This is a genomic window from Rickettsia montanensis str. OSU 85-930, assembly GCF_000284175.1.
Lineage (GTDB): Bacteria > Pseudomonadota > Alphaproteobacteria > Rickettsiales > Rickettsiaceae > Rickettsia > Rickettsia rickettsii.
The window spans coordinates 582,675-597,993 of sequence record NC_017043.1 but is presented as its reverse complement, the minus strand read 5'-3'; the positions used below and the strand labels follow the sequence as shown (position 1 = coordinate 597,993).

Sequence of the window (15,319 nt, the reverse complement as noted above, 5' to 3'; positions counted from 1 at the left end):
GAGCGTGGCAATCTCAGGATATTTGACAAGATTGCAACAAAGCTTCGCTCCGCGCAATAACATAAAAATACTAAATAAATATGTCAAATTTAAAGCAGTTAAGAACTAGAATTAAAAGCGTTAAATCTACACAAAAGATTACTAAAGCAATGCAACTAGTATCAGCTTCTAAAATGGCAAAAATAAAGAGTCAAATAGCCAATTCAAATTTTTATATTGAGGCTATTAGTAAAATGATGTCTGCTATATTATCAATTGATATGTATGAGTTATCTATAGAAGAGCAGAAATTTTTTAATACCGTGCCGAATAAAGCAAATTTATTGATAGTTATGACGTCACAGCGTGGTTTATGCGGAACGTTTAATTACAGTATAATTAAGCAAGTTAAGAATGATATTAAAGAGTTAGAAAATAAAGGCGAACAAATAAAACTTATCATTATTGGAAAAAAAGGTTACGAAGCACTAAAAAGGCAATATGTAAATTATATTGATAGTTATTTTGAGTTACCCAAAATTCATGATGAAAATCTGATGCTACAAGTAAAACAAAAAATTATGTCGGCAGTAGAAAATCTAGAAGTTAGTAATTGTGTTATATATTTTAATAAATTTAAGAACGCAATGACTCAAATTATGACTAGACAACAGATTTTACCGGTAGCAAAATATCAGGATGATTCTATGATAGATAATCCTATAGTTAATTTAGTCGGGTTCGGATACAAGGAACGAGGAGCGAAGCATATAAACAATAGGAGAGCGACGAGTGACATAGTAGGCGAGTCCAAATCAATTGACTATAATTATGAATATGAGGGAGAGAATCTCATTTCTAATCTAATTAATTTATATGTGAATTCCCAAATAAATTATGCTTTACTACAAAGTAGAGCAAGTGAGGAGGGAGCTAGAATGACCGCTATGGAAAATGCAACAAATAATGCTAATGATTTAATAAGCAAGTTAGTTTTAAAGCTAAATAGATCAAGACAGGCTATTATTACTACGGAATTAATAGAGATTATAGCCGGTTCAGAAGCGGTTTAGATATACTCGTTTAATTTGAAAAATTGGCGTCGTTGTTTCATATTTTTTGCTCCTCACGTACTAGTATGTACACTGCGGTCAAAAAATATGAAACGCCTTGCTCTTTTCCACATTAAACTGCGTCTATCTGCTCTTCATTTTATTTGTAGTATATTTTTTAACAAAAGAAAAGATCATGACAAAAAATATTGGAAAAATTACTCAGATTATTTCAGCGGTGGTGGATGTAAAATTTACGAATAACGGTGAGTTACCGGAAATTTTAAATGCTCTAGAGTGCTATAACGATAAACAAAGGATAGTACTGGAAGTAGCACAACATATAGGTGATGATACGGTGCGTTGTATTGCTATGGATTCTACGGAAGGGTTAGTGCGGGGCTTAGAAGTAATAGATACAGGTAGTCCTATTCGTATTCCTGTAGGTACTGAGACGCTTGGGCGTATTATGAATGTTGTAGGTGAGCCGATTGACGGTAAAGGAGACATTAAAAGCTCAAATATTTCTTCTATATATAAGCCTGCTCCTGATTTTACCAATCAGTCAACCGAGCGTAATATATTAGTAACCGGTATTAAAGTTATTGATTTACTTGCTCCTTATACTAAAGGCGGTAAAATAGGACTATTCGGTGGTGCAGGAGTCGGTAAAACCGTGCTTATAATGGAGCTTATTAATAACGTAGCTAAAGCACACGGCGGTTATACGGTATTTGCAGGAGTCGGTGAGAGAACTAGAGAAGGTAATGATCTTTACCATGAAATGATTGACTCGGGTGTTATTAACCTTGCAGAGCCTGAAAAGTCAAAAGTAGCTTTAGTTTATGGACAAATGAACGAGCCGTCGGGAGCAAGGGCAAGAGTTGCGTTAAGCGGTCTGACCATTGCGGAGAGTTTTAGAGATATGAATGAAGGGCAAGATGTTTTGTTTTTTGTAGATAATATTTTCCGTTTTACTCAAGCAGGTTCTGAAGTATCGGCGTTACTCGGTAGGATTCCATCAGCGGTAGGGTATCAGCCTACTCTTGCAACCGATATGGGCAAACTACAAGAGCGTATCACCTCTACTAAGCACGGCTCAATAACTTCCGTGCAGGCTATATATGTACCGGCGGATGATTTAACTGATCCTGCTCCTGCTACTTCTTTTGCACATTTAGATGCTACAACGGTACTTAGCCGTCAGATAGCCGAGCTTGGGATTTATCCGGCAGTTGACCCGTTAGATAGTAATTCGCAGGTACTTGATCCGATGATTGTTGGTGAAGAACATTATAGTGTAGCAAGACAAGTGCAGCAGGTTTTACAAACTTATAAATCGTTGCAGGATATTATCGCTATTTTAGGTATGGATGAGCTATCCGAAGAAGATAAACTAACCGTGGTACGTGCTAGAAAAATACAGCGTTTCTTATCGCAGCCTTTCCATGTCGCTGAAGTATTTACCGGAGCTGAAGGCAAATTTGTTAATCTAGCCGAGACTATCGCAGGCTTTAAAGGACTTATAGAGGGTAAATACGATGATTTACCGGAAGCTGCTTTTTATATGGTCGGAACTATAGACGAGGCTGTAGAAAAGGCGCGGACGTTGAAGTGACGTTGATGTCATTCCCGCCTACGCGGGAATGACGTAGTAATTTTACTATATTATTCTATGAACGCAACAATTCTAGTCAAAATAATTACTCCTTTAAGTATTGCATTTGAAAAGCAAGCTAAAATGGTAACAATGCCGGGCGAGGAAGGTATGTTTGGAGTGCTGCCGAGTCACGTTCCGATGGTTGTTAGTTTAAAAGCCGGTTTAGTGCAGGTTTATATAGATGATATGCATAAATCCGAAAACACTTATCTTATTTCCGGCGGTGTAACCGAAGTAACGGCAAATTATATTAATATAGCTACGGAAACGGCTATTAACGTTACGAATTTAAGTGAAGCAGAAATAGCAACTAAGCTTCTCGATCTTCAAAAACCTTTATCAGATCAACATTAATTTGTTTGAAAAATCTACGTTTTGGGATAAGGTTATTTTAATGTCATTGCAAGGCTTTTTTCCGTCATTGCGAGGAGCGAAGCGACGCAGCAATCTTGTCAAACTTCCTGAGATTGCCACGCAGTCTACGGCTGCTCGCAATGACGATGTTCATTCCACATAATCAAGTGAGAAACAAATGTCAAAAGTACATAATTCAGAATATATACAAAAGTTATCAGTCGATAATACTTCATACAAAATTTACGATATAAATAAAGCGGCAAGCGATATCGATCTTCCCTTAAAAAAGCTTCCATATAGTTTAAGAGTATTATTTGAGAATGTATTACGTTCTAATGGTTCAAAGCAAAGCTTACTTGTATTTAAAGAATGGCTAAAAACTAAAAAATCTGATGCGGAAATAGATTTTATGCCGGCAAGGGTTTTGATGCAGGACTTTACCGGTGTACCTGCTATTGTAGATTTGGCTGCGATGCGTGATGCGATGAAGAAAATAGGAGGCGATCCATTAAAAATTAACCCGCTTATTCCTGTTGATTTGGTAATAGACCATTCCGTAAGCGTTGATTCTTATGCAGCTAAGGATTCATTCGATAAAAATGTTCAAATGGAAATGAAACGTAATATAGAGCGTTATGCATTTCTTAAATGGGGGCAGCAAGCATTTAATAATTTTAAAGTAGTGCCACCGGGTACGGGTATTTGTCATCAGGTAAATTTAGAATATTTAGCAAAAGTCGTGTGGCATAAAGACGGCACCCTTTATCCTGATAGTTTAGTTGGAACGGATAGCCATACAACTATGGTAAACGGTTTATCGGTGCTTGGTTGGGGAGTCGGCGGAATAGAGGCAGAAGCTGCCATGCTAGGTCAACCTCTTACTATGATCCTGCCGGAGGTAATTGGGGTAAAACTAACAGGAAAATTAACAGGCATAGCTACCGCAACCGATTTAGTTTTAACCGTTACCGAAATGTTGCGGAAAAAGAAAGTAGTAGGTAAATTTGTCGAGTTTTTCGGTGAGGGGCTTAAAAACCTAACGATTGCCGATCGTGCTACTATTTCTAATATGTCGCCTGAATACGGTGCTACTTGCGGCTTTTTCCCGATTGATCAAGAAACTATAAAATATCTAGAGCTAACAGGTAGAGAAAAAACGCAAATCAGATTAGTAGAGAAATACGCAACCGCGCAGAATCTTTGGTATGATTTTGAACATGCGGCAGAATATACCGAGGTTTTAGAGCTAGATTTATCTACGGTACATAGTTCACTTGCCGGTCCAAAACGTCCGCAAGATCGAGTAAACTTAAACGATGTAGCAAGTAATTTTAAATATGAATTACCGAATTTTGCTTTAGAAAATAAAGACATTGATAAAAAATATGCCGTAGCAAATCAGAATTACGAAATCGGTAACGGCGATGTGGTAATTGCAGCAATTACTAGCTGTACTAATACTTCTAATCCTTCGGTTATGATTGGTGCAGCACTTCTTGCTAAAAAAGCACTAGAACACGGGTTAAAGGTAAAACCTTGGGTTAAAACTTCTCTTGCTCCTGGTTCAAAAGTCGTAACGGAATATTTGAAGCTTAGTGGTCTTGATAAATATTTAGATGAATTAGGGTTTAATCTAGTAGGTTACGGCTGCACTACTTGCATCGGTAATTCCGGACCTCTAAATCCGGAAATAGAGGAAACTATTAACAAAAACGGGTTAGTTGTTGCTTCTGTTTTATCTGGTAATAGGAATTTTGAAGGGCGAATTAATCCGCTTACTAAAGCAAGCTATCTCGGCTCGCCTATTTTAGTCGTAGCATATGCACTTAGCGGCACTCTTAATATAGATCTAACAAATATGCCCATAGGAGAAAATATTTATTTAAAAGATATTTGGCCAAGCAAAGAAGAGATAGATGAAGTTATTGCAAATTCAATCAATTCCTTTATGTTTATAGAAAAATATTCTGATATATTTAGCGGAACGAAAGAGTGGAAAGATTTACAGGTTACTAATAGTTCTACTTATAACTGGAATAAGAATAGTACATATATTAATAATCCGCCTTATTTTGAGGATATAGGCAGCAAGAATAATATACAAGATATAAAATCTGCAAAAATTCTAGCAATTCTCGGTGATTCTATTACTACCGATCATATTTCGCCGGCAGGTAGTATTAGTAAAACCAGTCCTGCTGCTAAATATTTAACGGACCATCATGTAGAGCCTCTAGATTTCAACTCTTACGGATCACGTAGAGGAAATCATGAAGTAATGATGCGTGGCACATTTGCTAATATTCGTATAAAAAATGAGATGTGTAAAGGTGTAGAAGGCGGGTTTACCATAAACCAGTTAAGCGGTACGCAGCAAACTATCTACGATGCAGCTATGGACTACAAAGCTCATGATGTACCGGTAGTGATTTTTGCAGGTAAAGAATATGGCAGCGGCTCATCTAGAGACTGGGCAGCAAAAGGACTTGGGTTGCTTGGTGTAAAGGCAGTGATTGCCGAGAGCTTTGAGCGAATACATCGCTCAAATTTAGTAGGTATGGGTATTTTACCGCTAACTTTTACCGGCAATAATACAAGATTAGATTTAAAGTTAGACGGTTCAGAAACTATTGACATTACAGGCTTAAGCGAGAATATAAGCTCTTATAATCCTGTTAAATGCGTGATAAAAAAACAAACAGGTGAAATAAGAACAATCGATTTAATATTGCAAATATTTACGGATAATGAGATAAATTATATAAAGCACAGCAGTATTATGCATTTTGTGGTAGAGAGTTTGAATGGGTAGTTTGCTGGTATCGTCATTGCGAGGAAATTGCGTAGCAATTGTACGTACGCAATCTTGGGAGTTTGTTATTATTTCATGAGGTTGCCACGCAGCCTACGGCTGCTCGCAATGACAACTCAGATAGCCATGCAACAACGCCACACGGGAACGACATAAAGAGGTAAAAATATGGACAAGCATCTTAAAGAATATACCGAGAGCGGTAAGAAAAATTTAATTGTGGTATATATATTATATTTATGCGGGATAGTGGCTCCAATATTGCCGTTAATCGGGGTATTTTTTGCATATCTTAACAAAGATAAAGGCGATAACTTTGCAATTAGTCATTACGTGTTTTTATTTCGTACTTTTTGCCTTGGGGTTCTTGGGTGGATTGTATGTTTTATATTTACGTTTATCATGATTGGAGTAGTACTATACTTTATACTCGCTGTTTGGTATATACTTCGTGTTGCCATCGGTTTTAAATATATGATAGAAGACAAAGCATACCCAAACCCTATGACTTATTGGATAAAATAAAAATGATAAAGTTGAACGTAGACGGTTCTGAAATAGAAGTATTAGAAGGTAGCACCGTTTATCAAGCCTGTACACAAGCAGGAAAAGAAATCCCTCATTTTTGTTATCATGAGCGTCTAAAAATCGCTGGTAATTGCCGTATGTGCTTGGTTGAAATGGAAAAATCACCAAAGCCTATAGCTTCTTGTGCTATGCCGGTAAGTAACGGTATGGTTATTCATACCGATACGCCTATGGTAAAAAAAGCACGTGAAGGGGTGATGGAGTTTTTACTGATTAACCATCCTTTAGATTGTCCTATTTGTGATCAGGGCGGAGAGTGTGATTTACAGGATCAGGCTTTCAGATATGGCAAAGGTACTAATAGATTCCACGAAAATAAGAGATCTATTAAAGATAAATATATGGGACCGCTGATTAAAACAGCGATGACTAGATGCATACAATGCACAAGATGTATTAGATTTGCGAGCGATATAGCGGGAATAGAGGAAATGGGAGCTATTCACCGTGGAGAACACATGGAAGTAACTTCATATTTAGAGCAAACTTTATATTCCGAAATTTCTGGTAATATGATCGATATTTGTCCCGTCGGTGCTTTGAACTCTAAGCCTTATGCTTTTAAAGCTCGTAAATGGGAGCTAAAACATACCGCTAGTATTGGAGTGCATGATGCCGAAGGCTCTAATATTCGTATTGATAGTAGAGGCGATGAGGTAATGAGGATATTACCTCGTGTTAATGAAGAAATAAATGAAGAGTGGCTTTCAGATAAGAATCGTTTTAGTTATGACGGTTTAAAATATCAGCGCTTGGATCGTCCTTATATCAGAAAAAACGGTAAGTTAGTAGAAGCTAGCTGGAGTGAAGCTTTAAAGACAGTAGCGGATAAAATAAAATCCGTAAAACCAGAAAAGACTGCTGCTATTGCTGGTTCTCTCTCTTCTGTCGAAGCAATGTTTATGTTAAAAACATTATTGCAAAAGCTTGGCTCTAATAATTACAGCGTTAATCAGTTTAACTATAAACTAGATACCACGCAGCGAGGCAATTATTTATTTAATACTACTATTGCAGAGATAGAAAAGGCTGATTTATGTTTGCTAATCGGAGCAAATCCAAGGCAAATAGCTCCAGTATTAAATAGTAGAATAGGTATGCGAGTACGTGCCGACTCACTAAAAGTAGCAAGAATAGGTGGAGGGCATAACCAAACCTATAAAATTCAGGATTTAGGAAGTGATATTAAGATTATTGAGGAGCTAGCCATTGGTACTCATGAGTTTACGAAAGCCTTAAAAGCAGCAAAATATCTGATGATTATAGTAGGTGACGGTGTATATGCAAGAGATGACGGATATGCTATATTGTCGCTTATTCATAAGATAGTGACTGAATATAATATTATGCGTGATGATTGGAAAGGATTTAATATATTGCATAATCATGCTTCTATAGTTGGCGGCCTTGATATTGGTTTTAATACTCCTATTAAGCTCGAAGAGTTGGAACTCGCTTATTTACTTGGAGCGGACGCTGTCCCATTTGATAAGCTGAAATCGACTTTTATAATATATCAAGGACATCACGGGGACGCAGGTGCTAGCAGTGCTGACGTCATTTTACCTGCGGCTGCTTATACCGAGCAGAGCGGAATTTACGTAAATTTAGAAGGTAGACCGCAAATAGCAGAAAAAGCAGTATCGCCTGTAGGGGGAGCTAAAGAAGATATAGAAATTATTAAAGAGCTTACCGGTTATCTAAAAATAGATATCGGAATGGATAATTTGCAAGAAGTAAGAGTAAGGCTTGCTAAAGGATATAAGGTATTTGCTAGTATTGATAGAATTATAGAAAATAAATTTAGTAAGTTTAGCTCTAAAGATAAGTTATCAAAAGAGCCTATAACTGCAGAACCTATTAATTATTATATGACTGACGTGATTAGTAAAAATTCGGTCACTATGGCTAAGTGCGTTGAGGCTAAGGAAGCAAGAGACGAGGAGGCGGCATGATGAAAAATATGCTATTCTCACCCCGTATGTCATTCCCGCAAAAGCGGGAATCCAGCTCTTTTTTTGTAAATTATTTTCTGGATTCCCACTTTTGCGGGAATGATATAATAAGAGTACAATCATGCTAGAACTCTTTTTTGAATATATTTTTCCGTTAATTATCATCGCTCTAAAGGTAGTTGCAATTACTATCCCTTTAATATTGTGCGTTGCGTATTTAACATATGCAGAGCGTCGTGTTATTGGATTAATGCAGCTTCGACGAGGACCTAATGTTGTCGGCCCGTTTGGATTACTTCAGCCTATTGCCGATGCGGTTAAGCTCTTATTCAAAGAGCCGATCATTCCAACCAATTCCGATAAAATATTATTTATTTTAGCACCGATGATAACTTTTATATTAAGTTTAATCGGCTGGGCAGTTATACCCTTTGCAAAGGGCGTAGTTCTGGCAGATATTAATGTAGGTGTTTTATATATTCTTGCTATTTCCTCTTTAAGTGTTTACGGCATTATTATTGCCGGCTGGGCTAGTAACTCAAAATATGCTTTTTTAGGAGCTATACGTTCCTCTGCCCAAATGATTTCTTATGAAGTGTCGATGGGGCTGGTTATTATTACCGTGCTACTTACTACCGGTACTCTCAATTTAAGTGAGATCATTGAAGCACAAAGAACAATGCCGTGGTGGATTGATTTAATGCTACTACCTATGGGTGTCGTGTTTTTTATCTCGGTGCTTGCCGAAACAAATAGATTACCTTTTGATTTACCTGAAGCAGAATCGGAGTTAGTCGCTGGCTATAATGTTGAATATTCCTCTATGGGATTTGCTTTATTTTTTCTAGGTGAATATGCTAATATGATATTAGTTAGTGCAATGACTACGATTTTCTTTTTAGGAGGTTACTTGCCGCCCTTTAATATATCGTGGTTAGATTGTATTCCGGGGTTCTTTTGGTTTGTATTTAAGGTCGGATTCTTATTGTTTTGTTTTTTATGGATTAGAGCGACCTTACCAAGATATCGCTATGATCAATTAATGCGACTTGGCTGGAAAGTATTTTTACCTCTAACTTTATTTTGGGTGGTGTTAGTATCAAGCGTGCTTGTTTATACAGATAATTTACCGAGTATTTAGGTGTTATTGTCATTGTTGCTTGATCGGTTTACCCGTCATTGCGAGGAAATTACGAAGTAATTGACGAAACAATCTCAGGATATTTGATGAGATTGCCACGCAGCCTACGGCTGCTCGCAATGACGAATCGGTATCCATGCGGGCAACGCCCCGCAGAAATACATCGATCTTTAATATATAATTTTTATGATAAACTATTTAAAATCGTTTTTTCTATATGAGATAGTAAGGGGGATGGCTTTGACTTTAAAGTATTTCTTTAAGCCCAAAGTTACCATAAATTATCCTTATGAAAAAAGCCCTGTTAGTCCAAGATTTAAGGGTGAACATGCCCTGCGTCGCTATGAAAACGGTGAAGAACGCTGCATTGCGTGCAAACTCTGTGAGGCGATTTGTCCGGCACAAGCGATAATAATTGAAGCGGACGAACGAGAAGACGGCAGCAGGCGTACTACTCGTTATGATATAGATATGACAAAATGCATTTATTGCGGATTATGTCAGGAAGCTTGCCCTGTAGATGCAATAGTTGAAGGTCCTAATTTTGAGTTTGCAAGTCTAACTCATACCGCACTTATTTACGATAAGGAAAGATTACTGCAAAATGGCGATAGATGGGAACAGGCACTCGCTAGTAAACTACACAAAGATTACGATTATAGGTAATATACTCGTTTAATTACTCTTCATTTATTCGGGATATATACGTATATTAATTATGCTATTGTGATCCTGTTAATAGGTTCATTTCAAAAAAGTTAAATTAAAAATCATGAAAATTCGAACCTTGCATTCGAGATTTCATAAACCTTTGTAATTTAATTATTGCTTTTCTTTATTTATAGTATGGTAGTTTGTTTTGTTACTACTATAGTTTTATTAATAACGCTCTCTATTACATTTAATGCATTCATTACATTATTCCTACCGGAATAAGAGGAACTCATAAAATATAGTACTAATGAGCATTAAAGCTAAAATCATATGCTAAGGATTTATATGAACAATTAAAAGGGTTGCCTCCAAAAGAGTTAGAAGACAAGAGAATTAGTTATAAGAATGAATATATAGAAGTTACTAAAACACATGCTGTAAGTACAATAATTAATTGTTCAATTTGGATTATAGTTAGCCTTATATTTTTTATTGTACATTGGGAGGTTTATAAAAATACGCAAAACAATAATAATTAATCAAGCTGTAATATCTGTGCAGATTTTATAGAGCTTTCTAGATGAGAGGATAGAAGAACAATACCGCCGCTATTTGTTTTCATGACAATTAGATTATTTAGTAAATCCCTATTTTCTTTGCTTAAGTTAGTTTCAACTTCATCAAGTAGCCATAAATCAGATTGGCAAGCAATAAGCCTTGCTATGGTTACGATTTTTTGCATTCCGCTAGACAAACTATAGCATTTTTCATCTAATAAGTCGTGTAATTTGAAGTAATGAATAGCAGCATATAGGGTTTCAGTGGAATTATAAATTTCCGACCAAAATTTTAGATTCTCAAAAACAGTCATTTCTGATTTTAGACCTAAATTATGACCGATATAAGTGCAGTAAAGTTTAGCGATATTGTTAATATTACAGTTTCTATAGTAGATATTACCGCTACTCGGTTGCATAATTCCTGCTATCATTCGTAGCAACGAGCTTTTCCCACAACCGTTAGCTCCTTTTATATATGTGATAGAAGAAGGAAGAAAAGTAATATTTAGATCAAATAAGTTTTTAAATTGTAATTGATGAAGTGATAACATGTCCTTGTCATACCGTGGCTGGACCACGGTATCCATAAAAGCAATTCAAAATACTAATAATTTTACTAGATATCGTGTTCAAGCCACGGTATGACATCTGTTGCTTTTTAATAAATTTAATTTTCATGATGCTCTTCTGGTGTGGTCCCAGTTAATTCTGTATTATCTTGTTGATTATTATGACCAATTCCAAGTTTCTCACGAGCATCTCTTAAAGCTTCTTTATGATTTGATGCATCAGGATTTACCACATGACTTATATCTATGCCTGTTACCTTATTAGCTTCTTAACCTAGTTTTTTAGTTGTGTTGTCTAATTCATGGTTTATTTTTTAGCTTCTTTTGCTATTTTTCATATAAATCTCACTTTTAAGTTCTATAATTAGAGTAGCATTTATATTTTTTGTAAGCAATTAAAATTTTACCAGCAAACTTTCCACCGATAAGCTAAATACATTTAAAATAGAACTCGGCATTAGACCAAAGTAAATAATTAATAATATTAAAGGAGCTATTGAGATTATTTCGTATTTATATAAATCTCTGAAATGCATAATTTCTTTATTGGTAATTTCACCGAGCATTACTTCTTTGTATAATTTCAGCATGTAAATCGCCCCGAAGATTATGCCGAGAGCTGCTATAAAGGTTGCTACTACATTCACCTTATAAATCCCAAGCAGGCTTAAAAATTCTCCAATAAATCCACTAGTTCCGGGTAACCCGACAGAGCCGAGCATTGCAATCATAAAAAATGCGGCAAGCACCGGCATTTTACTTGCTACACCACCATATTTAGCTATTTCTTTTGTATGCAATCTTTCGTACAAAGTACCGACTATTAAGAATAGACATGAAGAAATCACGCCGTGGCTAAGCATCTGAAATATTGCTCCGCTAACTCCGGCTTCAGTAAAGCTAAAAATACCTATCGTAACATATCCCATATGTGCAATAGATGAATATGCTATCATCTTCTTCATATCTTTTTGAGCAAGAGCAACGAGTGATGCATATATTATAGCAATAACGCTAAGGTAAATTACGTAAATTGCAAATTCTTGTGATACACTCGGACATAGAGGTAGTAATACTCTTAAAAAACCGTAACCGCCGAGTTTTAGCAAAATACCGGCAAGAATAACCGAACCACTGGTTGGAGCTTGTACGTGTGCATCGGGTAGCCAAGTATGAAAAGGAATCATAGGGATTTTAACGGCAAAAGCAATAAAGATAGCCCACCATAAAATTTGCTGAGCAAATAATGGAATATTATCGGTAAGCTGAAAGATATAGGTTAAATCAAAGCTATGCATTTTGCTATAAATATAAATTAATGAAAGTAGGAAAAATACAGAACCAAAGAACGTATATAAGAAGAATTTAAGAGCCGCATATATTCTATTCTCGCCACCCCATACGCCGATAATAATATACATCGGCACTAATATTGCTTCAAAAAACAGATAAAACAATAGTAAATTTACCGAGGCAAATGCCCCTATACAAAAAGATTCCATTAATAAAAAACATACCAAATATTCTTTAATATATTTTTTAACGGTAAATAAGCTTCCAATTATACAAATAAGAGTAAGAAAAGAAGTTAGAACCACAAAAAATATTGATATACCGTCAATGCCTACATGGAATTCAAGCCCGATCTTATCAATCCAAGCGTAGCGTTCAACAAATTGATAAGCGGGGTTTGAGGAGTCAAACTCTATTAAAATATAGATAGTTGAGATGAATGTTAAAACAGAACTAAGCACTGCAACATACATTACATATATCGGTTTATCTGCTTTTTTACTTTGACTAATAAACAGCAAAATATATAGCACGCTTATTAGCGGCAGAAAAATACTGATAGATATAATAGGTAGTTCTAACATTCTTTAAGATTTTATGAGTTTTTTTCCGTTATGGCGAGGCAAATTACGAAGTAATTGACGAAGCAATCTCAGGAATTTGTTATTATTTCATGAGATTGCCACGCTCTCTACGTTCGCTCGCAATGATGGTTTTAGTTTTTAACGCAAATAACATCAGTACATTATGTTTTTCCAAACAAAATAACTAATTGTTACAACAATAAATGATACTATATACAAAGCATAATTAAAAACATATCCTGTTTGTATTTTGCCGGTAAGAACGCTAAAGCAATTAACGACTCGTGAAAAACCGTTTGGTCCAAAACGATCGATTATTTGCTGATCGCCAAGATAAAATAAAGAAGCTAAACAGTTAATAGGTTTCACAATTAAGCAATTATATATTTCATCGAAGTAATATTTATTGCGTAATATGTTGGAAATTAATACAAGGGGTGTCATCCCGTGGCTTGACCGCAGGATCCAGGCGTTTTTAATATTTTTACTGGATTTCCGCTTTTGCGGGAATGACATAACAGTACTTGACTTATATAAATAAATCCCAGTAACAATCCCCACTATACCGACTGCCATAGGTAGTAGCTTAATATATAAAGGCGGGTGGCTAATTAGTAATTTATAAATATGTAAATTAAATAGGCTTGCATGGAAATAACCGTTTGGTTTGTCCATAGCAAGTAAATAATAGCCGATCATACCACTAAAAAAGCTCCCAGCGACAAGTAATATAAGTGGATTATTCATTACTTTAGCCGGTTCGTGAGCATGCTCAAAAACATCTTTTTCTAGCTTAGTTTTGCCATGAAATACCAACACAATAATCTTCATTGAATAAATAGCGGTAAGTATTGTTGCTGCTATTCCAAAAATAAACATAAACGAGCCGCTACTATAAGCCGCTTCTAAAATCGAGTCTTTAGAGTAAAATCCTGCCAAAGGATAAATCCCTATTAGTGCAAGTGAGCCGATTAAAAAGTTGCCATAAGTTACCGGCATTTTATTTCTTAAATCACCCATTTTAAAAATATCCTGCTCGTGAACGGTATGTATTACGCTGCCGGCTGATAAGAATAATAAGGCCTTAAAAAAGGCATGAGTTACTAAGTGAAATATTCCGCTATTATAGGCAGATACTCCGCACGCCATGAACATATAACCAAGCTGACTGCAAGTTGAGTAAGCAATAATCTTCTTGATATCGCTGTGCATAATAGCAATGCTTGCAGCAAAAAGACAAGTAACACCGCCGATAATCGTAATAAATTGTAGAATTAAAGGGCTATATTCAAATAAATACGAGCAGCGTGCTACTAAGAATACTCCTGCCGTTACCATGGTTGCTGCATGAATAAGTGCAGATACCGGAGTCGGTCCTTCCATCGCATCAGGAAGCCATACATGTAAACCGATCTGTGCAGATTTACCCATACAACCGATGAATAATAATAAACAAATAATGTCTAGAATAGAAAAATGTAAAAATATTTTTGTATTAGATAATAATTCTGCAGATGACAATACATCTTTGTAATTTGCCGAGCCACAATAAACAATAATCGTCATTACGCCTAAGATAAAAGCAAAATCGCTGGTTCTATTTATTATAAAAGCTTTAATCGCTGCTTTATTGGCTGATTCTTTTGAATACCAAAAACCTATTAGTAAATATGAGCAAACGCCGACGCCCTCCCAACCGAAAAATAACTGCAAGAAATTATCGCTAGATACTAGCATTAACATAAAAAAAGTGAATAAAGAAAGAAAAGACAAGAAGCGTATAATCCCCTTATCTTCGGCCATATAGCCAAGCGAGTAGATATGCACGACGCTTGACACCCATGTTACAGCTATAAACATTATGCTAGTTAGCTGATCGATATAAATCGACCAATTTACTTTAAAATTTCCAACCTCAACCCATGGTAATAATTTAATATGGATTATATTTCCGTCTAAGCCCGCATCGCAAAATATTATTAATGAGAATAAGGCAGATAAAGATAAAAAGCCGGTTGCAATTACTTGCGCTAATTTTTTGTCTATTACCCTTACGAATAACCCGTTTATTATGCTAGATGCAAGTGGTAACATGATGATCATTATGGAAATATT

12 protein-coding genes are annotated in these 15,319 nt (G+C 35.8%); 8 read left to right on the top strand and 4 right to left on the bottom strand.

The window, feature by feature from the left end; translation table 11 throughout:
* Positions 1-80 precede the first annotated feature (80 nt).
* The 8 genes from atpG to nuoI all read left to right on the top strand — a co-directional run bounded on the left by atpG (position 81) and on the right by nuoI (position 10,210).
* A complete protein-coding gene (atpG, locus tag MCI_RS03260) occupies positions 81-1,052 on the top strand; it encodes an ATP synthase F1 subunit gamma (RefSeq protein ID WP_014409644.1) in 972 nt (323 codons plus the stop codon).
* Between the two features lie 175 nt (positions 1,053-1,227).
* On the top strand, positions 1,228-2,649 hold the full coding sequence (gene atpD, locus MCI_RS03255) for a F0F1 ATP synthase subunit beta (RefSeq protein ID WP_014409643.1): 1,422 nt from the start codon (positions 1,228-1,230) through the stop codon (positions 2,647-2,649).
* Between the two features lie 57 nt (positions 2,650-2,706).
* A complete protein-coding gene (locus tag MCI_RS03250; protein ID WP_014409642.1) occupies positions 2,707-3,045 on the top strand; it encodes a F0F1 ATP synthase subunit epsilon in 339 nt (112 codons plus the stop codon).
* Positions 3,046-3,223: 178 nt separating this feature from the next.
* Positions 3,224-5,860, top strand: a complete 2,637-nt coding sequence (gene acnA / locus MCI_RS03245; RefSeq protein WP_014409641.1) for an aconitate hydratase AcnA — start codon at positions 3,224-3,226, stop codon at positions 5,858-5,860.
* A gap of 168 nt (positions 5,861-6,028) precedes the next feature.
* Positions 6,029-6,385 carry a DUF4870 family protein gene (locus tag MCI_RS03240; protein WP_012153185.1) on the top strand — a complete coding sequence of 119 codons (357 nt, stop codon included), beginning with the start codon at positions 6,029-6,031 and terminating at the stop codon, positions 6,383-6,385.
* Positions 6,386-6,387: 2 nt separating this feature from the next.
* Complete coding sequence (gene nuoG, locus MCI_RS03235) at positions 6,388-8,403, top strand: NADH-quinone oxidoreductase subunit NuoG (RefSeq protein ID WP_014409640.1); 2,016 nt, start codon at positions 6,388-6,390, stop codon at positions 8,401-8,403.
* A 121-nt stretch (positions 8,404-8,524) separates the two neighbouring features.
* Positions 8,525-9,544, top strand: coding sequence for an NADH-quinone oxidoreductase subunit NuoH (gene nuoH, locus MCI_RS03230; protein WP_014409639.1), 1,020 nt, complete (start codon positions 8,525-8,527; stop codon positions 9,542-9,544).
* Between the two features lie 186 nt (positions 9,545-9,730).
* Complete coding sequence (gene nuoI, locus MCI_RS03225) at positions 9,731-10,210, top strand: NADH-quinone oxidoreductase subunit NuoI (protein ID WP_014409638.1); 480 nt, start codon at positions 9,731-9,733, stop codon at positions 10,208-10,210.
* A gap of 523 nt (positions 10,211-10,733) precedes the next feature.
* Here the strand turns inward: nuoI and ccmA are convergent.
* From ccmA to nuoL, 4 genes are all read right to left on the bottom strand, one after another.
* Positions 10,734-11,309: a heme ABC exporter ATP-binding protein CcmA gene (gene ccmA / locus MCI_RS03220; protein WP_014409636.1), complete on the bottom strand. Its 576-nt coding sequence runs from the start codon at positions 11,307-11,309 to the stop codon at positions 10,734-10,736.
* A 116-nt stretch (positions 11,310-11,425) separates the two neighbouring features.
* A complete protein-coding gene (locus MCI_RS10275; RefSeq protein ID WP_014409635.1) occupies positions 11,426-11,560 on the bottom strand; it encodes a hypothetical protein in 135 nt (44 codons plus the stop codon).
* 162 nt (positions 11,561-11,722) lie between these two features.
* Positions 11,723-13,204, bottom strand: a complete 1,482-nt coding sequence (locus tag MCI_RS03215) for an NADH-quinone oxidoreductase subunit M (protein ID WP_014409634.1) — start codon at positions 13,202-13,204, stop codon at positions 11,723-11,725.
* Between the two features lie 153 nt (positions 13,205-13,357).
* Positions 13,358-15,298 carry an NADH-quinone oxidoreductase subunit L gene (gene nuoL / locus MCI_RS03210; RefSeq protein WP_232202725.1) on the bottom strand — a complete coding sequence of 647 codons (1,941 nt, stop codon included), beginning with the start codon at positions 15,296-15,298 and terminating at the stop codon, positions 13,358-13,360.
* Positions 15,299-15,319 lie beyond the last annotated feature (21 nt).

Excerpts from the sequence above, each read along its gene's own strand:
- atpG (WP_014409644.1), top strand. The coding sequence starts at position 81 with ATGTCAAATTTAAAGCAGTTAAGAACTAGAATTAAAAGCGTTAAATCT.
- atpD (WP_014409643.1), top strand. The coding sequence starts at position 1,228 with ATGACAAAAAATATTGGAAAAATTACTCAGATTATTTCAGCGGTGGTG.
- MCI_RS03250 (WP_014409642.1), top strand. The coding sequence starts at position 2,707 with ATGAACGCAACAATTCTAGTCAAAATAATTACTCCTTTAAGTATTGCA.
- acnA (WP_014409641.1), top strand. The coding sequence starts at position 3,224 with ATGTCAAAAGTACATAATTCAGAATATATACAAAAGTTATCAGTCGAT.
- MCI_RS03240 (WP_012153185.1), top strand. The coding sequence starts at position 6,029 with ATGGACAAGCATCTTAAAGAATATACCGAGAGCGGTAAGAAAAATTTA.
- nuoG (WP_014409640.1), top strand. The coding sequence starts at position 6,388 with ATGATAAAGTTGAACGTAGACGGTTCTGAAATAGAAGTATTAGAAGGT.
- nuoH (WP_014409639.1), top strand. The coding sequence starts at position 8,525 with ATGCTAGAACTCTTTTTTGAATATATTTTTCCGTTAATTATCATCGCT.
- nuoI (WP_014409638.1), top strand. The coding sequence starts at position 9,731 with ATGATAAACTATTTAAAATCGTTTTTTCTATATGAGATAGTAAGGGGG.
- ccmA (WP_014409636.1), bottom strand. The coding sequence starts at position 11,309 with ATGTTATCACTTCATCAATTACAATTTAAAAACTTATTTGATCTAAAT.
- MCI_RS03215 (WP_014409634.1), bottom strand. The coding sequence starts at position 13,204 with ATGTTAGAACTACCTATTATATCTATCAGTATTTTTCTGCCGCTAATA.
- nuoL (WP_232202725.1), bottom strand. The coding sequence starts at position 15,298 with ATGTTACCACTTGCATCTAGCATAATAAACGGGTTATTCGTAAGGGTA.